This window comes from Bradyrhizobium sp. AS23.2 (genome assembly GCF_001908185.1).
Lineage (GTDB): Bacteria > Pseudomonadota > Alphaproteobacteria > Rhizobiales > Xanthobacteraceae > Bradyrhizobium.
On the sequence record NZ_LGHM01000075.1, the window covers coordinates 32,625 to 49,468 of the forward strand.

At 62.8% G+C, this 16,844-nt stretch carries 17 protein-coding genes and 1 tRNA gene; 13 read left to right on the forward strand and 5 right to left on the reverse strand.

Going from position 1 to position 16,844, the window contains the following annotated elements; all coding sequences use genetic code 11:
* Positions 1-3 precede the first annotated feature (3 nt).
* The gene (locus tag AC630_RS16760) at positions 4-927 is read right to left on the reverse strand and encodes an AEC family transporter (RefSeq protein WP_074119606.1); all 924 of its coding nucleotides are present in this window, start codon (positions 925-927) and stop codon (positions 4-6) included.
* 3 nt (positions 928-930) lie between these two features.
* Positions 931-1,416 carry a Holliday junction resolvase RuvX gene (gene ruvX, locus AC630_RS16765; RefSeq protein WP_074119607.1) on the reverse strand — a complete coding sequence of 162 codons (486 nt, stop codon included), beginning with the start codon at positions 1,414-1,416 and terminating at the stop codon, positions 931-933.
* Between the two features lie 47 nt (positions 1,417-1,463).
* Between ruvX and AC630_RS16770 the strand changes: the two genes are divergently transcribed.
* Positions 1,464-1,679 carry a hypothetical protein gene (locus AC630_RS16770; RefSeq protein WP_074119608.1) on the forward strand — a complete coding sequence of 72 codons (216 nt, stop codon included), beginning with the start codon at positions 1,464-1,466 and terminating at the stop codon, positions 1,677-1,679.
* Positions 1,680-1,739: 60 nt separating this feature from the next.
* Here AC630_RS16770 and AC630_RS16775 read toward each other — a convergent pair whose 3' ends face one another.
* The gene (locus AC630_RS16775; RefSeq protein WP_074119625.1) at positions 1,740-2,675 is read right to left on the reverse strand and encodes a cyclase family protein; all 936 of its coding nucleotides are present in this window, start codon (positions 2,673-2,675) and stop codon (positions 1,740-1,742) included.
* 195 nt (positions 2,676-2,870) lie between these two features.
* Positions 2,871-3,761: a LysR family transcriptional regulator gene (locus AC630_RS16780; protein WP_074119609.1), complete on the reverse strand. Its 891-nt coding sequence runs from the start codon at positions 3,759-3,761 to the stop codon at positions 2,871-2,873.
* 99 nt (positions 3,762-3,860) lie between these two features.
* Between AC630_RS16780 and AC630_RS16785 the strand changes: the two genes are divergently transcribed.
* From AC630_RS16785 to gatB, 7 genes are all read left to right on the forward strand, one after another.
* Entirely contained in the window at positions 3,861-4,883 is a 1,023-nt protein-coding gene (locus AC630_RS16785) for an NAD(P)H-dependent flavin oxidoreductase (RefSeq protein WP_074119610.1), read from the forward strand.
* Between the two features lie 102 nt (positions 4,884-4,985).
* Positions 4,986-6,062 (forward strand): NAD(P)H-dependent flavin oxidoreductase, encoded by a 1,077-nt coding sequence (locus AC630_RS16790; protein WP_074119611.1) that lies wholly within the window; start codon positions 4,986-4,988, stop codon positions 6,060-6,062.
* Positions 6,063-6,254: 192 nt separating this feature from the next.
* Complete coding sequence (gene gatC, locus AC630_RS16795) at positions 6,255-6,542, forward strand: Asp-tRNA(Asn)/Glu-tRNA(Gln) amidotransferase subunit GatC (RefSeq protein WP_008548395.1); 288 nt, start codon at positions 6,255-6,257, stop codon at positions 6,540-6,542.
* Positions 6,543-6,563: 21 nt separating this feature from the next.
* The gene (locus tag AC630_RS16800) at positions 6,564-6,776 is read left to right on the forward strand and encodes a hypothetical protein (RefSeq protein ID WP_074119612.1); all 213 of its coding nucleotides are present in this window, start codon (positions 6,564-6,566) and stop codon (positions 6,774-6,776) included.
* Positions 6,773-8,248 (forward strand): Asp-tRNA(Asn)/Glu-tRNA(Gln) amidotransferase subunit GatA, encoded by a 1,476-nt coding sequence (gene gatA, locus AC630_RS16805; RefSeq protein WP_074119613.1) that lies wholly within the window; start codon positions 6,773-6,775, stop codon positions 8,246-8,248. The genes AC630_RS16800 and gatA overlap by 4 nt, the downstream gene beginning before the upstream one ends.
* Positions 8,239-8,541, forward strand: a complete 303-nt coding sequence (locus AC630_RS16810; RefSeq protein WP_143198091.1) for a hypothetical protein — start codon at positions 8,239-8,241, stop codon at positions 8,539-8,541. Before gatA ends, AC630_RS16810 begins: the two co-directional genes overlap by 10 nt.
* Complete coding sequence (gene gatB / locus AC630_RS16815; protein WP_074119614.1) at positions 8,538-10,016, forward strand: Asp-tRNA(Asn)/Glu-tRNA(Gln) amidotransferase subunit GatB; 1,479 nt, start codon at positions 8,538-8,540, stop codon at positions 10,014-10,016. The genes AC630_RS16810 and gatB overlap by 4 nt, the downstream gene beginning before the upstream one ends.
* Before the next feature lie 1,077 nt (positions 10,017-11,093).
* Here the strand turns inward: gatB and AC630_RS45455 are convergent.
* Positions 11,094-11,498, reverse strand: coding sequence for a hypothetical protein (locus AC630_RS45455; RefSeq protein ID WP_167561225.1), 405 nt, complete (start codon positions 11,496-11,498; stop codon positions 11,094-11,096).
* Between the two features lie 155 nt (positions 11,499-11,653).
* On the opposite strand from AC630_RS45455, the gene AC630_RS16825 reads away from it, so the two are divergent.
* The 5 genes from AC630_RS16825 to AC630_RS16850 all read left to right on the forward strand — a co-directional run.
* Positions 11,654-11,920, forward strand: a complete 267-nt coding sequence (locus tag AC630_RS16825) for a hypothetical protein (protein WP_074119616.1) — start codon at positions 11,654-11,656, stop codon at positions 11,918-11,920.
* A gap of 94 nt (positions 11,921-12,014) precedes the next feature.
* The gene (locus AC630_RS16830) at positions 12,015-12,251 is read left to right on the forward strand and encodes a hypothetical protein (RefSeq protein ID WP_074119617.1); all 237 of its coding nucleotides are present in this window, start codon (positions 12,015-12,017) and stop codon (positions 12,249-12,251) included.
* A 171-nt stretch (positions 12,252-12,422) separates the two neighbouring features.
* Positions 12,423-12,516, forward strand: a tRNA-Ser gene (locus AC630_RS16835).
* Positions 12,517-12,993: 477 nt separating this feature from the next.
* Entirely contained in the window at positions 12,994-15,507 is a 2,514-nt protein-coding gene (locus AC630_RS16845) for a tetratricopeptide repeat protein (RefSeq protein ID WP_074119619.1), read from the forward strand.
* 744 nt (positions 15,508-16,251) lie between these two features.
* A partial coding sequence (locus AC630_RS16850; RefSeq protein ID WP_143198092.1) for a porin occupies positions 16,252-16,844 on the forward strand: 593 nt, incomplete at its 3' end.

Below are 16,844 nucleotides of genomic sequence, written 5' to 3' on the forward strand. Positions count from 1 at the left end.
CGCTCAGGCCACCAGCGCGATCGTGATCGGCATCGTGATCGCCGCCAGGATCGTCTGCAGCGTGATGATCTGCGCCAGGAGCGGCGCATCGCCGCCCATCTGGCGGGCGAGCACATAGGCGCTGGGCGAGGTCGGCACCGCCGCGCAGATCGCGACGATCGCAAGGCTCTCGCCGGAGAGGCCAAACCAGGCGGCGAGCGCCAGCGCGAGCACGGGCATCAAGACCAGCTTGAATGCGACGCCGATCGTCGCGCTGGCGCTCGGGCGGAGCAGGCCTCTGAGCTGCAGGCCGGCGCCGGTGACGAGCAGGCCGATGGCGAGCGAGGAACGGCCGAGCGCATCGGCAACCTCGTGCCAGATTCTTGGCAGCGGCAAATGGATGACGTTGATGAAGAGCCCGATCGCGCAGGCCCAGATCAGGGGATTGCGGATCACGGTCATGACGATGGCGCGGACGGATTGCTTTTCCGGCGCGGCGTAGTGGGCGAGCACGGCGACGCTGAACACATTGACCAGCGGAATGATCGCGACCATCGCCACCGACGCCAGCGCCAGCCCGACATCGCCGAACATGTTGGCGGAGACGGAGAGCGCGACATAGGTCTGCCAGCGCGTCGCGCCCTGGAAGATCGACGTGAAGGCGGGGCCGTCGATGTCGAGCCGCGACAGGGTCGGGCGCAGCGCGAGGCACAGGACCGACATAGCGAGCGCGGACAGCAGCAGCGCGCCGCCGACGCCGGCGACCGGCACCTTGGACAGGTCGGCCTTCACCAGCGTCTGGATCAGGAGCATCGGAAACAACACGAAATAGGTCAGCCGCTCCAGCCCGTGCCATTGCGTGTCGAGCCGCATCAGGCTGTGCCTGAGCACGACGCCGAGCACGATGAGGATGAAGACCGGCAGCAGCGCCGCGATCACGACGGTCATGGATCAGTCGGTCCCGGTGCGCAAATTGGCGAGGCGGTCGAGCGCGCCTTGCAGGATGAAGATCGCGGCATGCTCGTCGATGACCTCGGCGCGCTTGGCGCGGCTGACGTCCATGCCGATCAGCTCGCGCTCGACCGCCGCGGTCGAGAGGCGCTCGTCCCACAGGCCGATGGGGAGCACGGTGAGGCCGGCAAGATTGCGGGCGAAGGCGCGGGTGGATTGCGCGCGCGGACCCTCGCTGCCGTCCATGTTGATGGGAAGGCCGAGCACGAAGCCGACCACCTTGCGCTCGGCCGCGATCGCGAGCAGCCGGGCCGCGTCCTGCTTGAACGCCTTGCGCTGGATCGTCTCGACGCCGGTCGCAAGCCGACGGTCCGGATCGGATACGGCGACGCCGATGGTCTTTGTGCCGAGATCGAGCCCGACCAGCGCGCCGCGCGCGGGCCAGTGGGTTGCAACATCGACGAGGGGTAGGATAGGAGCCGGCATGGCACTAGCGCATATCACGCGTCGCGCTGCGGAGTGAACCCCGGACCATGGATGCACTGACACTATTCGGCCTGTTTGCCGTGACCGCCATGCTGGTCTGCTATGCCCTGGAGGATCGCAGCCACTGGTTCGTGCTGCTGTTCGCCGCGTCCTGCGCGCTCGGCTCGGCCTACGGCTTCCTGCAAGGAGCCTGGCCGTTCGGCCTCGTCGAGGCCATCTGGGCCTTCGTTGCGCTGCGGCGGTGGCATCTCAGGCCGCAGTGACGGAGAGATCGGGCGAGGGCGCCTGCCGGCCGGCAGGAGGCTCCTCGCCCGGGTATCAGATCAGCGGATCGCGATCGGGTTGATCATCGCCTGCACGCCGCCGGTCCAGCGCGGCTGTCCGAGCACGAACAGGAATTCGTAGCCCTTGTCCCGGGCGAGCGCGGCGGTGTCCATGTTCTCGAGGATGTAGGTCCCGTTCATCGCGAGCAGGATCTGGTGCACCTCGAAGACGTTCTTGGACTCGAACGGCAGCACCTCGAGCGCCCAGGTGTCGGCGCCGATCGCGACGACGCCCTTGCCGGTGAGGTACTTTGCGCCTTCGACCCCGAGACCGGGCTCGCCGGCCGAGTAGCGCTTGTCGTCCTTGCCGATCAGGCTGAGCCAACCGGTGTGGAAGATGACGACGTCGCCCTGGCGGATCTCGACGCCCTGTTTCTTGGCGACTTCCTCGATCTCCTTGACGTTGAAGGCTGTGCCTTCCTTCACTATGTCGGTGTTGTAATAGGCGGCCATGTCGAGCAGCACGCCGCGCGTGACGATCGGCGGCACCTTCTCGATGCCGAGCTTCTTCAGGCCGTTGGGATCGGCGAAATCGGCGAGCTTGTTGCCGTTGTAATAGACATGCTCGACGCCGAGATGGCCGAGGCCGTCGATCTGGCTGCCGATGCCGACCCAGGTATCCAGGATGTCGTCATTGTAGGTGGCCTTGTTCGGCCCGAGGCCCGGGCTGCCGGCCTGTCCGGGTTGTACGATGGTGAGCTTGAACGCGCGCGGCGGATATGCGGGCGTCTGCGGCGAGACGGGAATGCCGAGTGCGTAGGTCTTTCCGGTTTTCACCAGCGAAGCGGCCTTCAGCACGAGTTCAGGCGTCATGTAGTTGGCGGCACCGATCTCGTCGTTCGGTCCCCACTTCGACTTGGTCCAGTCCTGTGCGCTTGCAGTTCCGATCGTCACCGACAGCGCGGCGACACAGCACAACACGAGCGTATTGCGCATCATAGTCCTCCCGATGTTTTGGCTTCGTTGTGGTTTTGCGCTGGCCAGTGACACATCCTAACGTAGAATAGCCTCGGGCTTCAAAGCTTTTCGACGTGCGGCGTTGCGACGGCTGAACGCAGTATCGAATGTGCCCGGCGTCGATTGATTCAACGGCGACAGATTTGTGTCGCGGAACTTCGTGACATGGAACGTTCAGGCCGCGATGACGTCATCATCCTTCTTCAGGCAGGCGGCGAAACCGCTGAGCGCGCTGTATTGATGTCCGGTGCGGCGCTGGATGAAGAGCGTCTCGACGCGCGCGTGCGACGGGCTCAGCGTGTGCATCGACACGCTGCCGTTCATCGCGCTACGTTCGACGACAGCACGGGGCAGCAGCGTCACGCCCATATCGGCGGCGACGCAGCCGATCATGCCATCGAGCGTACCGAGCTCGAAGCGTGCGGCTGACGGCCAGCCGAACTCGACAAAAACCTGTTCGAGCCGCTGGCGGTAGGTGCAGCCGGTGCGGAACACCAGCGCGGTCGGGCCGGAGGTCGGCGTGCCGGCGCGCAGCTCAGCAAGGGAGCTCCAGCGCCGCGCGCTGACAAGCACCAGCTCCTCGCGGAATGCGCCTGTGGCTATCAGGTCGGCATGCTCGATCGGGCCCGCGACGAAGGCGCCGTCGAGCGTGCCGTCGAGCACGGCGGCGACGAGATCAGCGGTCGGCGCGGTGCGCAAGGAAAGGCGCACGGCGGGAAACCGGCGGTGGAAATCGGCAAGCAGCGGCGGCAGCCGCACGGCGGCCGTGGTTTCCATCGAACCGATCGCAAGCGGACCCTTGGGCTCGCCATCGTCGCGGGCGGCGAGCATGGCTTCGCGCGAGAGTGCCGCCATCCGCTGCGCGTAGGGCAGGAGGCGCTTGCCCGCGCTGGTCAGCGTCATGCCGCGGCTGTGCCGCTCGAACAACGGTGTGCCGATCTCGGCCTCCAGCGCCTTCACGCGCTGGGTCACGTTGGATTGCACCGTGTTGAGCTCCTCGGCCGCCCGGGTGATGCCGCCGGCACGCGCCACGGCCGCAAAAGTCTGGAGATCGCTTAGTTCCATGGCATCGTTTCGCTTTGGAGATAGTAGCGTTCGAAGGAATTCATTTTTCGAGAATGCTAGTCGGGCTTAGTCTCGCTGTCCATACCGGAGGGATGCGCCATGCCGATCGCGACACCGCTGACCCAGCTCCTGGGGATCAGGCATCCGATCCTGCTCGCGCCGATGGATACGATCGCGGGCAGCCGGCTCGTGCGCGCCGTCAGCGAGGCTGGCGGCTTCGGAATTTTGGGCGGCGGCTACGGCGACCGGGCGCGGCTCGAGGCTGAGACCAGGGAGCTGAAGGGCTTTGCACCGTTCGGCATCGGCTTCATCACCTGGAGCCTGGCAAAACAGCCGGACCTTCTGGACATGGCGCTGGACGCCGGGCCGCAGGCGATCATGCTGTCATTCGGTGATCCAGCGCCGTTTGCAGCGCGCATTAGGGCGTGCGGTGCGCGATTGATCTGCCAGGTGCAGAGCGAGGACATGGCGAAGCAGGCGTTGGACGCCGGCGCGGAGATTCTGATTGCGCAGGGCACCGAAGCTGGCGGCCATGGCGCATCGCGCACCACCGTCGATATCGTTCCGGCGATCGTCGATCTTGCGGCCGGGCGCGTGCCGGTCGTCGCGGCCGGTGGCATTGCCGACGGTCGCGGTCTGGCGGCGATGATGATGCTGGGCGCATCCGGCGTGCTGATCGGCACGCGCTTCTATGCGAGCGTCGAGGCCAATGGCGCCGCGGAGGCGAAGCAGCGCATTCGCGCGGCAGATCCAAACGACACGGTGCGCGGTGTCATCATCGACTGGTCGCGCAGCCTGTTCTGGCCGGCCCCGTTCACCGCGCGAACGCTGGTCAACGATCACATCAGAATTTGGACCGGCCGCGAGATCGAGCTGATGCAACGCGCAAGCGAGGTCGCCGTTGAGTATGCTGCGGCGAAGGCTGCGGGCAATTTCGAGGTTGCCGCGGTCTTTGCAGGAGAGGCGGTCGGCTTGATCCATGACATTCCGCCCGCCGCGGAGATCGTCGAACGCATCGCGACTGAAGCCGAGCAGCTCCTTGCCGGCCGGCGTAACTCCAGTGCTTCTTTCCCTTCTCCCCTTGTGGGAGAAGGTGGTGCGGATGCAATCCGCGCCGGATGAGGGGTCTGTCTCCGCGGATACAAACCCCTCACCCGGCGCCTTCGGCGCCACCCTCTCCAACAAGGGAGAGGGTTTGCAGCAAGCCAACTAGTGAGAACAACCATGTGGCCTGACCGTCGACTGATCGACCTCTTCAAGACCGAATTCCCGATCGTGCTGGCGCCGATGGCCGGCGTGATGGATGCAGAGCTGGTGGTCGCTGCTGCGCAAGGCGGAGCGCTTGGCTCGCTGCCGAGTGCGATGTTGTCACCGGAGAAGGCGCGCGAGCAGGTCAATCTCATCCGCCAGCGCGTGAAGGCGCCGGTCAACATGAACTTCTTCTGCCACACACCGGTCGAGCTGGATGCCGCGTCCGAGGCGCGCTGGAAGACGCGTCTGGCGGGCTACTACACCGAGCACGGTCTTGATCCGACGGCGCCGATCAACGCGGCGAACCGTGCCCCGTTCGATGCCGCCTTCTGCGAGGTCGTAGAGGAGCTGAAGCCGGAGGTCGTCAGCTTCCACTTCGGCCTGCCGGAGCAAGCGCTGCTCAAGCGGGTCAAGGCGGCCGGCTGCATCGTCATCTCGTCGGCCACAACGGTGAAGGAAGCAGTTTGGCTGGAAGAGCGTGGCGTCGATGCCGTCATTGCGCAGGGCGCCGAGGCGGGCGGCCATCGCGGCATGTTCCTGACTGACAAGATCGCCGAGCAGCCCGGCACCTTCGCGCTGGTGCCGCAGGTGGTCGATGCGGTGAAAGTGCCTGTTATCGCCTGCGGCGGCATCGCCGATGGGCGCGGCATTGCCGCGGCCTTTGCGCTCGGTGCATCCGGCGTGCAGATCGGCAGCGCGTATTTGCGGTGTCCGGAATCCAAGGTCACGCCCGGAGGCCGGAAGGCGCTCGCCGAGGCGCGGGACGATTCCACCGTCATCACCAATGTAATGACCGGGCGCCCGGCGCGCGGGGTCCAGAACCGCCTGATGCGCGAGGCCGGCCCGATCTCGCCCGATGCGCCGGCCTTCCCCCACGCTGCGACCGCACTGGGGCCGTTGAAGGCGGCTGCCGAAAAACAGGGCAGGGTGGATTTCACCAATCTCTGGGCGGGGCAGGCCATCGCCCTGGGCCGCGAGGTCCCAGCGGCCGAATTGACCCGCGATCTGGCGAGATCGGCGCAGGCTCGCCTGAAAGCGCTGGCCGGCTAGGGCGCGATGAGGCTGAGGACAGTCATCATCGCGCTTTAGGTTATTGTTTAAGCGTGATCTTTTCGGAAAACCGCTGCGCACTTTGCGCTAGCGCGGCCCTTCGGGTCCGGATCACACTCCCGGCCCCGGTTGCGGCGCAAAACCGGCCTCTGCTATACGGCGGATAGGTTTTGCCGTGAGAGGCCTTATATAATGTCCGTCGACGCCGCTACCGTCCGCCGCATCGCGCATCTGGCGCGCATCGCGGTTTCCGAGGACGAGGTTCCGCACTTGCAGGGCGAGCTCAACGCCATGCTCGCCTTTGTCGAGCAGCTCTCGGAGGTCAATGTCGAGGGCGTGGAGCCGATGACCTCGGTCACTCCGATGCAGATGAAGAAGCGGCAGGACGTGGTCAATGACGGCGAGATCGCCGACGATATCGTTGCCAACGCGCCCGCGACCGAAGGTCACTTCTTCCTGGTGCCAAAGGTTGTTGAGTAATTCAATTCAGGACGCTGTCCGATGTGCCTGCTATGCGACGATGAGAAGGCCTATCAGGCCTATATGAACTATCTCGACAAGATGGAGCGGCAGGGCAAGGCTGCCGATCCCAATGTCGCCGTCAATGCCGTGCTCGACGAGATCGAAGCTGCCGCGAAAGCGGCCGCTAGGAAAGACGACCCGGCCAACGACAAGACCCTGTCTCCGTTCTTCTGCAGCCCGATCAATAAATGACCGATTTGACATCGCTGACGCTCGCCGAGGCCCGCAAGGGTCTCGCGGCCAAGACTTTCACGTCACTCGAGCTGACCGACGCGCATCTAAACGCGATCGAAGCCGCGCGCGTGCTCAACGCCTTCGTGATGGAGACGCCCGACCAGGCGCGCGCGATGGCGCGCGAGGCGGACGCCAGGATCGCCAAAGGCGACGGCGGCCCGCTCGCCGGCATCCCGCTCGGCATCAAGGATCTCTTTGCCACGAAGGGCGTTCGCACCACGGCGTGCTCAAAGATCCTCGGCAATTTCGTGCCGACCTATGAGTCCACCGTCACCTCGCAGCTCTGGCGCGACGGCGCGGTGATGCTCGGCAAACTCAACAATGACGAGTTTGCGATGGGCTCGTCGAACGAGACCTCGTGCTTCGGACCCGTCGGCAATCCCTGGCGACGAGACGGTTCCAACACAACGCTGGTGCCGGGCGGCTCGTCCGGCGGCTCGGCCTCGGCCGTGGCGGCGCTGCTCTGCATGGGTGCGACCGCGACCGACACCGGCGGCTCGATCCGCCAGCCGGCGGCGTTCACCGCGACCGTCGGCATCAAGCCGACCTACGGTCGCTGCTCCCGCTGGGGCGTCGTCGCCTTTGCCTCCTCGCTCGACCAGGCTGGTCCCATCGCGCGCAGCGTGCGCGACTCCGCGATGCTGCTGCGCTCGATGGCTGGCCACGACCCGAAGGACACGACGTCGGTCGACATTGCCGTGCCGGATTACGAGGCGGCGATCGGCAAGTCCGTCAAGGGCATGAAGATCGGCATTCCCAAGGAGTATCGTCTCGACGGCATGCCGGCCGAGATCGAGAAGCTCTGGAGCGAGGGTGCGGCATGGCTGAAGGCGGCCGGCGCCGAGCTCGTCGAGGTGTCGCTGCCGCACACGAAATATGCGCTGCCGGCCTATTACATCGTGGCGCCAGCGGAGGCGTCCTCCAACCTCGCGCGCTATGATGGCGTGCGCTACGGCCTGCGCGAGCAGGGCAAGAACATCATCGAGCTGTACGAGAACACCCGCGCCGAAGGTTTTGGCGCAGAGGTGCGCCGCCGCGTCATGATCGGCACCTACGTGCTCTCGGCCGGCTATTACGACGCCTATTACCTGCGCGCGCAGAAGGTGCGTACGCTGATCAAGAAGGACTTCGAGGATTGCTTCGCCAAGGGCGTCAACGCGATCCTCACGCCGGCGACGCCGTCGGCCGCCTTCGGCGTCGGGGAGAAGGGCGGCGCGGACCCCGTCGAGATGTATCTCAATGACATCTTCACGGTCACCGTGAACATGGCGGGCCTGCCGGGCATCGCCGTGCCCGCCGGCAAGGACGCGCAAGGCCTGCCGCTCGGTCTGCAGCTGATCGGCCGTCCCTTCGACGAGGAGACGCTGTTCTCGCTCGGCGAGGTGATCGAGCAGGCGGCCGGCCGCTTCACGCCCGCGAGGTGGTGGTGAATGTGGCGGCGTTCATCGCAAGCCTCGACGGCGCGGCGCCCGCGCCGGAGCTGAATGCGCCGCTCGCCGGTCTCTGGTGGGCTGCCAAGGGCGACTGGGACCAGGCACACAAGATCGTTCAGGACGACAACAGCCGTGAGGCTGCCTGGGTGCACGCCTATCTGCACCGCGTCGAAGGCGATCTCGGCAATGCCGGCTACTGGTACCGCCAGGCCGGCCAGCCGACGGCAAAGGATTCATTGAAGGCGGAGTGGGAGCGGATCGCTGCCACGCTGCTCGGGAGCAAAATATGAGCACGGCCACGCACAAGCTTCTCAAAGGCGCCACCGGCGATTGGGAGATGGTCATCGGCATGGAGATCCATGCCCAGGTGACCTCGAACTCAAAACTGTTCTCGGGCGCGTCGACCGCGTTCGGCGGCGAGCCGAACAGCCACGTGTCGCTCGTCGACGCCGCGATGCCGGGCATGCTGCCTGTCATCAACGAGGAATGCGTCAGGCAGGCTGTCCGGACCGGGCTCGGCCTCAATGCAAAGATCAACCTGCGTTCGGTGTTCGACCGGAAAAACTATTTCTATCCGGACTCGCCGCAGGGCTACCAGATCAGCCAGTACAAATCGCCCGTGGTGGGCGAGGGCGAGGTGCTGGTCGAGCTCGACGGCGGCCGCAGCGTCACCGTCGGCATCGAGCGGCTGCATCTGGAGCAGGACGCCGGCAAGATGCTGCACGATCAGTCACCGACCATGTCCTATGTCGATCTCAACCGCTCCGGCGTGGCGCTGATGGAGATCGTCTCCAAGCCCGACATCCGCGATGCCGAGCAGGCCAAGGCCTATGTGACCAAGCTGCGCTCGATCCTGCGCTATCTCGGCACCTGCGACGGCGACATGGAGAAGGGAAGCTTGCGCGCCGACGTCAACGTCTCCGTGCGCAAGCCGGGCGGGCCGCTTGGCACCCGCTGCGAGATCAAGAACATGAACTCGATCACCTTCATCGGCCAGGCGATCGAATACGAGGCGCGGCGCCAGATCGAGATCCTCGAGGATGGCGGCGAGATCGACCAGGAGACCCGTCTCTACGACCCCAACAAGGGCGAGACGCGGTCGATGCGGTCGAAGGAAGAGGCGCACGACTATCGTTACTTCCCCGATCCCGACCTGCTGCCGCTGGAGTTTTCGCAAAGCTTCGTCGACGAGCTGAAGGCGGACCTGCCTGAACTGCCGGACCAGAAGAAGACGCGGTTCGTCGTCGACTTCGGTCTCTCCGCCTATGACGCGAGCGTGCTGGTCGCCGAGCGCGAGAGCGCGGTGTTCTACGAGACCGTGCTGGACAAGCTCGGCAACCGCGCCCGCGACGGCAAGATGGCGGCGAACTGGGTGATCAACGAGCTGTTCGGTCGTCTCAACAAGGAAGGCCGGGATATCACGGGCTCTCCGGTCAACGCCGAGCAACTCGCGGCGATCATCGACCTGATCGGCGAGGGCACGATCAGCGGCAAGATCGCCAAGGATCTGTTTGAGATCGTCTGGCAGGAGGGCGGCGATCCCCGCGCGCTGGTCGAAAGCCGTGGCATGAAGCAGGTCACCGACCTCTCGGCGATCGAAAAGGTCGTCGACGACATCATCGCGGCCAATCCCGACAAGGCCGCGCAGGTCAAGGACAAGCCGCAGTCGCTCGGCTGGTTCGTCGGCCAGGTGATGAAGGCGTCCGGCGGCAAGGCCAACCCGCAAAGCGTCAACGACCTGCTCAAGTCCAAGCTCGGCATCTGACATCACGCGTTCGAACGAGGTGACGGACACACTCCGTAACCTCGCTTTCGGTTCGCGATGCGACGCTCACGCGCGCCATCGGCGGCAAACTTCATCCCGAACGACTGCGATGCGGCGACCGAATCGCCGTCATGCGATTCGCGCAAAACGGCGGCTTGCACACGCTCCGACGAGCGCTCGCGCCGTTAAGCATGAAAATATTTTCGTTGCCAAAACCTGCGACTCAGAGTCCGCGAAACGCCTTCGCGAGGTGATTGCGTGATCGGCGACGCACATCATCGCATCGATCGCGCGCGATGCATGAGTGCGGGAAAATACTTGCTACATAGCGTTTTCCTGCAACCGCATCTCTCGCGAGCATCGACGATACGGGCGCTCTCTGCGATCGCAGGCACACGCCGCGAAGCACGCCTGCGTCGCGCTCGACAAGCGCACGCGCGTTGCTGCGTCAACACTTCTTTAAGCGAGACGCTGTTTTTTTTCGTCGTGTTGGTGTATTCGGGATGAAGTGCATTCGATCCCCGAGTGCACGCAGCGATTAAAGCCATCTCACACATCGGAGGGCAACATGGCCAAGAAAGCAAAGAAGGCGAAGGCGAAGAAGGCGAAGAGCGCAGTGAAGAAGACTGCGAAGAAGACCCGCAAGGTCGCGAAGAAGAAGAAGTAACTTCGCTTCTGAAGTTGCCGGCTCTTAAGTAGCCGGCACGTCATCAGCGCCCTTCAAAAGGTTCTGGTCGACGATAGAGGGTGTCGGCGAGACATCAGGTCAACGGCCGGATCGTTCTCTTCGCGGGTTCGCTCGCCAAGATCAGGTCCGGCAGAAGAAACGAGATTTCTTCGTTCGTTGCGGGTCCGGTTCTCCGGTTCTGCAATTTCACGAGTGGCCTCGCGGTCAAAGTGGAATCTGGTCCTGACGTGTTCGCCGACGCCCTCGTTCTCCTGAGGCCGGGGTATTGCCGGCATCCCTTTTCCAGACATTGTTGATCTGACCGCGACGTGGCCGCGCCGCCTATGGGGCAGGCGAGGGCGACGACGTCGCCGTTGCGCGACGCCCTCGCGCGTTTCCCGTTCACGGTGTCATCGGCCGGCCCCGACCGGGCGATCCGGCACGCCGCAGCTTCTTGATGGACGATTGCTGTCTCCAAAATGCAGCGCGCCCACTTGCTGCCTTCGCCAGAGTTTCGGCATCTCGGGACCGCAAGCCTTGGTGGCTCCCTGGCGAAGCCTTGACCAGTCCTTGGCGAACCCTGGCGCAGCCGGGTCGCGGTTGACGACGAGCGCTGCGGGAGGGCGCCACTGCACGCCGCCACCGCGCGCGATGGTTATCGTTGTCCGAAGATCGCGACGGTAAACCGAATCTGACGAATCGCAGAAGTGCCCGTCAATCGGGGGCTTTTTGAATTTTCCGCACGCGTGGCGCGCGGCTGCGTTTACGTCTGCTTCATCGCGATACTTAAACTGCCATTCAAATTTGCCCGCCATCATCGCCTCCAACAAGCCGGCAAACGGCATGGGGATGAGTTGAACAGCGCATGATCCCGGAAGAGTGGTTTTCCGGGAAGGGTCATGCCAGATCAGAGTTGGACGGGAGCCGCGCTCGGGGAAACGAGGCGGCACAAGAAAAACGGGGATGCGTTATGTTTCAGGGGACTATCGATCTGGAGACGGCAACGCCGATCGACGCGAGCGCGTTGTCGGACGTGCTGTTCGAGCGCGGGATCTATTGGGCGAGCGGCCGCTCCGGCATCGTCGATCTCGTCGCAGCGCACAAATGGTTCAATCTCGCCGCGCTGAAGGGCCGCAAGGACGCCGTGGCGCTGCGCCAGGAAGTCGCCGGACAGATGTCGGACGTCGAGATCTCGGCTGCACAGCGCGAGGCGAGGGCATGGGTCGCCGCTCACTGAGCGGAGAACCGCATCCGGCCCCGTGTTTTCACGGACGGGCCTGTTTGCGCTCAATCAAGCTTGTTTGTCGTGCCGCCGCCTAGATTCGCGTGGCATGAGCGACCCCGACGAGAATGGCCCAGGAACGGGTCAGTGGCTGCCGATTCAGATTGCACCCGATGATTGCGACCTGGAACTCGGACGGCCACACAAGACGGGCATCCTGCCCAATATCTTAAGGGCTTGGAGCTTTCCCTGCCGGCGCAGGTCCGGCGTCTGGTTCAACGTCTGGGCCGGCGACCCGGTGCTGATTTCGCCCTCGTTTTGGCGGATCTGGCGGTCCGGCCGTTAGATAAGAGCGCACATATATTAAGGAGCGCGCGAATCGGGCGCCTTTCGCGCCGCGCGGATCCTTTCGCGGGGCTTGCGCAGCCGCTCCACGATCGCTTTCAGGTGAAAGATCGCGCCAACCTTAATTCTGCCGCTTGCGGCACGCCGCCGGGTCGGGCATACCCCGCATATTGGAGACGTGGCCGAGTGGCTGAAGGCGGCGGTTTGCTAAACCGTTATAGGCTTGTAAAGGCCTATCGAGGGTTCGAATCCCTCCGTCTCCGCCAGCAAATCAATTAACATTTTGATTTTGTTCTGCTTTTTTGCGTTGTGCGTCCTTTCTTCGATGCTGCCGGGCCTTAAGCATGCATGGCCTATCTCAATGTCCGACGACGAAAACGTCTCACCTGGCCTTGGCCGCGATCTGCCCAACATCCATCGCCGGGAAACGCGGCACCTGGTTTGGACCAGAAGCCGCTTCGTGCTTGGCAGCTTCTCGCGAGACGCGGTGACCGGGCGTCGGGCTTGAGCGTCGCTGCCGGTGTTTTAGGCCCCGAGGCGGGCTGCCGCTCCGGAGCGCTCTTGTTCATCCATCGTGGGCCGCGCTCTCAGTTGTTCGCCGCTTTGACCGCGGATGTGGCGATCGAACGGAGGGAGGTCGTCGTTCTAGACACTGGAGGCCGCAACTGAGCGGCAGACCTACCGCTATGCCTTCGTCGGACCGCTTGCTATGATTGAGCGGATGATCTCGGGGAGGAGCAGGCTTGGCGGGTGAACTGCAGACCAAATTTCGACGTGCTGTCGATGCCTTTCACGCCAATGATTTGGTCAAAGCGGAAAGAATACTGCAGCAGATCGCCAAATCGTCCAGGAACATATTCGAGGTCGAACATCTCCTGGGTGTGGTGAAGCTCATACAAGGCCGGTTTGGGGAGGCCGAGGTCCATCTCAAAGCGGCGGTAGCCCTGAATGGAAGCAGCGACGAAGCGCTCAGTAATTATGGATATGCGCTCAAATCCCTGAATCGGCCGCAAGAGGCCCTGACGTATTTCACGCGCGCGTTGGCGGTGAACCCGCGCAATCCTCTCTCATACCATAACAGAGCTACGATACTCGCCGAGTTTGCGCGAAACTATTCGGATGCGATCGATCAATTCGACAAGGCGACATTCTACAATCCGAACTTTGCGGATGCATATGCAGGCAAAGGAAGTTGCCTTGAAAAGCTCCGGCGCTATGAGGACGCTCTCGTTGCTTACGACAAGGCGTTGTCGATCAAGCCTGATCTAGAGAATGCCTGTCTTGGCCGCGGGAATGCCCTCCGGAATCTCAAGCGGTATGACGAAGCTTTCGCCACGTACGACAAGGCGCTATCGGTCAACCCTGGTTTCCTGGATGCGTGGGTCGGCCGAGGTGATGTTTTTGCCGATCTTAAGCGCTATGACGAAGCTCTTGCTGCGTACGACAAGGCGCTGTCGATCAAGTCTGATCTCGCGGGCGCATGGGTTGTTCGCGGCAATGTCTTCTGGAACCTCAAGCGCTATGACGAAGCATTGTCTGCATACGACAAGGCGCTGTCGATCAAGCCTGATCTAGAGAATGCCTGGCTTGGTCGAGGCAACGTGTCCTATGACCTCAAGCGCTATGACGAAGCATTCGCTGCTTATGACAGGGCGGTGTCCATCTGGCCTGATCTGGCAGAGGCGTGGCTCGGCAAAGGCAACGTTCTCATCGAGCTCAAGCGCCATGACGGTGCATTTGCTGCTTATGACAGGGCGTTGTCGGTCAGGCCCGATATGGCAGAAGCGTGGCTCGGCCGAGGTAACCTTTTCACCGATCTCAAGCGCCATGACGAAGCTTTCGCTGCCTACGACAAGGCACTGTCGATCAGGTCCGATCTGGAGGGCATCGAAGGGGCGCGTCTTTCTGCGAAAATGAACTTGTGCAATTGGGATGATCTGGAGGAAGAGATCAGTCACCTGATGGAAGGGGTGCGGGCCGGAAAAGTTGTCAGCTCCCCCTTTGCGCTGCTTTCGTTGACCGATGCGCCTGATGATCAATTGCGGTGCGCGAAAGCATGGGTGGCTGCGAAGGTCTCACGAGCCTCCCAATCAGGTTCAGGAGGCGCGATCCATAAGCGCGACAAGATTCGGGTCGGCTATGTTTCACCCGATTTTCGTCAACATCCGGTCGCGCACCTGGCCGCCGAAATTTTCGAGAACCACGATACCAATCGATTTGAGCCCTATGCCTTTTCAATCGGTCCAAATGACAGCAGCGATCTGCGCAAGCGACTGGAGGGGGCCTTTCATCGCTTTATCGACTGCCAATACAAGAGTAACAGCGAAATCCTGGAGGCGATGAAAGACGCGCAGATGGACATTGTTGTCGATCTTGCGGGTCACACACAGAATAGCAGGCCATCGCTGTTTACCTCCGGTCCCGCTCCGATCGTCGTCAATTTCCTCGGATTCGCGGGGACGCTGGGTAGCAAAGAGCTGTCAAACTACATCATTGCCGATCACATCGTCGTGCCAGAGCCAAGCAATCGCTTCTTTGAAGAGAAAGTGGTTCGTTTGCCCGGCAGCTTCATGCCGCGCGATACCAAGGGGCCGATGATCGACGAGATCATAGTCAAAAGGGCTGACCACGATTTGCCGGAGGGGCGGATCGTTTTTTGCTGCTTCAACAATCCCTACAAGATCAATCGGCCTGTGTTTGGTCGTTGGATGAATATTCTTAAGAATGTGGACCAGTCCATATTGTGGTTGTCCAATATGGCGGAGACGGCAAGATCCAACCTGCGAAAAGAGGCTCAAGACCTGGGTGTCAATCCAGCTCGCCTGGTGTTTGCAAGGCACGTTTCATCGTTGTCCGACCACCTGGCGCGCCACCGCCTTGCGGATCTTTTCCTGGATGCGCTGCCGTACAACGCGCATACGACTGCGAGCGATGCATTGTGGGCAGGCCTGCCGGTCGTGACGCAAATCGGAAATAGCTTCGCGGGCCGCGTCGCGGCGAGCTTGCTCAACGCCTTTGGCTTGCCTGAACTGATCACACGAACGAGCGAGGAATTTGAAGCGCTCGCCATCGACTTGGCGCTCAATGAGCAAAAGCTTCACGGGGTTCGCGAGAGGCTGCGAGAGAGCCGTTTGAAAGCGCCGCTGCTTGACGGGGTCCTCTATACGAAACACTTGGAAGCAGCTTTCGAGGCAATGCATCAAAGATATCAAGCCGGGCTGGCGCCAGATCATATCGAAATTCAAACGCTCGGGTGAGGAAGGCCCGTTACCGGTCCGGCCATAAGGTCGTGTGCGGCCTATTCAAAGCCGGGTAGGGGGCGACAACTCGGTCCGGGCGGGGGGCTCCGGGAATCGACGTCGCGACTTTCTTGGACACGTGAGGGACGATCGGCCGACGTGGCAAAGGTCCGCGTCGGGAATCGGTCGATTGCCCGTGCCTGCCGTAACCAGCTCAAATGGAGATATCCGCCCCGCGACCCGGCGCGCTTCATGCGTCGTCGTGGAGCATTTTTTCAGGTTTGGCCGGTTTGTGGGGAGGGGGCGACACGTCCCGCTGCCCGCCTCGGCGATTCTACGATTCGAGCGCGTCAGAGCCGCAACATCGGCGTGCTCCGCCCGCTGTGCCTCAAGTGAGGAATTTTGGCGGCAAATGGAACCGTCTCGAAAACATAAGCAAAAACAACATGTTGCAGAGCGGCTTTGGTCACGTCTGCGTGTTATTTGTGCAACACCCGCCGGAAAACGCGCTTCGTGGGCCCGTCCCGGAGCGTTCTGTTGTTGTGTGTGCAAGGACGTTCGGTAATTGTGACTGAGCGACGGAGGGGGGCATCCCGAGGTCGTCCCGTTTTAGGTGGTTCGCTTAAGTCCCTCGCGTTCAGCGGGTGTGTCCGAAGGCGCGAAGCGGCTGAGCGGTGAGTTAAGGGACAAGGGAACCAACCTTAGGGTGCATTCACCCAGCGGATCCGGAACCTTCCCTATAGAGCAACTTGGAGGTTTAACATGAAGTTGGTTAAGAGCCTTTTGCTCGGTTCTGCGGCGGGTCTCCTCGCTGTGGGCGGAGCTCAGGCAGCCGATCTCCCCGTGAAGGCCAAGGCGGTCGAATACGTGCGGATCTGCTCCCTGTACGGTGCCGGATTCTACTACATCCCGGGCACTGACACCTGCATCAAGCTGGGTGGCTATCTGCGTGCTGAAGTCGCGCTGAACACGAACAACGTTTATGGCACCCAGTCGGCCTCTCCTGCGAGCGGGCGCAATCGCCTGAGCAACTACTACACCTGGCGCGCTCGTGAAGACCTCAACATCGACACGCGCACCGCCACCGAATACGGCGTCGTCCGCACCTTCTTCGATGCGACGTTCTCCTGGACCTCGGCCGGCTATCAGGGCACGGGCTCCGCTTTCGGCGGCACCGCCGGTACCAACACGATCGCCCTCAACACGTCGAATCCGACGGCGCCGGCGCTGGTTGGCGGTTCGATCAACCCGACCGACGGCGGCACCTCGGGCGGTTCGCTCGGCGTGTACTACGCCTTCATCCAGTTCGCTGGCTTCACCATGGGTAAGGCCGTGTCGCAGTTCGACGCGCCCTG

What these genes read in the sequence shown, in the direction of transcription:
- AC630_RS16760 (WP_074119606.1), bottom strand. Translation starts at nt 927, where the DNA reads ATGACCGTCGTGATCGCGGCGCTGCTGCCGGTCTTCATCCTCATCGTG.
- ruvX (WP_074119607.1), bottom strand. Translation starts at nt 1,416, where the DNA reads ATGCCGGCTCCTATCCTACCCCTCGTCGATGTTGCAACCCACTGGCCC.
- AC630_RS16770 (WP_074119608.1), top strand. Translation starts at nt 1,464, where the DNA reads ATGGATGCACTGACACTATTCGGCCTGTTTGCCGTGACCGCCATGCTG.
- AC630_RS16775 (WP_074119625.1), bottom strand. Translation starts at nt 2,675, where the DNA reads ATGCGCAATACGCTCGTGTTGTGCTGTGTCGCCGCGCTGTCGGTGACG.
- AC630_RS16780 (WP_074119609.1), bottom strand. Translation starts at nt 3,761, where the DNA reads ATGGAACTAAGCGATCTCCAGACTTTTGCGGCCGTGGCGCGTGCCGGC.
- AC630_RS16785 (WP_074119610.1), top strand. Translation starts at nt 3,861, where the DNA reads ATGCCGATCGCGACACCGCTGACCCAGCTCCTGGGGATCAGGCATCCG.
- AC630_RS16790 (WP_074119611.1), top strand. Translation starts at nt 4,986, where the DNA reads ATGTGGCCTGACCGTCGACTGATCGACCTCTTCAAGACCGAATTCCCG.
- gatC (WP_008548395.1), top strand. Translation starts at nt 6,255, where the DNA reads ATGTCCGTCGACGCCGCTACCGTCCGCCGCATCGCGCATCTGGCGCGC.
- AC630_RS16800 (WP_074119612.1), top strand. Translation starts at nt 6,564, where the DNA reads ATGTGCCTGCTATGCGACGATGAGAAGGCCTATCAGGCCTATATGAAC.
- gatA (WP_074119613.1), top strand. Translation starts at nt 6,773, where the DNA reads ATGACCGATTTGACATCGCTGACGCTCGCCGAGGCCCGCAAGGGTCTC.
- gatB (WP_074119614.1), top strand. Translation starts at nt 8,538, where the DNA reads ATGAGCACGGCCACGCACAAGCTTCTCAAAGGCGCCACCGGCGATTGG.
- AC630_RS45455 (WP_167561225.1), bottom strand. Translation starts at nt 11,498, where the DNA reads ATGGCGGGCAAATTTGAATGGCAGTTTAAGTATCGCGATGAAGCAGAC.
- AC630_RS16825 (WP_074119616.1), top strand. Translation starts at nt 11,654, where the DNA reads ATGTTTCAGGGGACTATCGATCTGGAGACGGCAACGCCGATCGACGCG.
- AC630_RS16830 (WP_074119617.1), top strand. Translation starts at nt 12,015, where the DNA reads ATGAGCGACCCCGACGAGAATGGCCCAGGAACGGGTCAGTGGCTGCCG.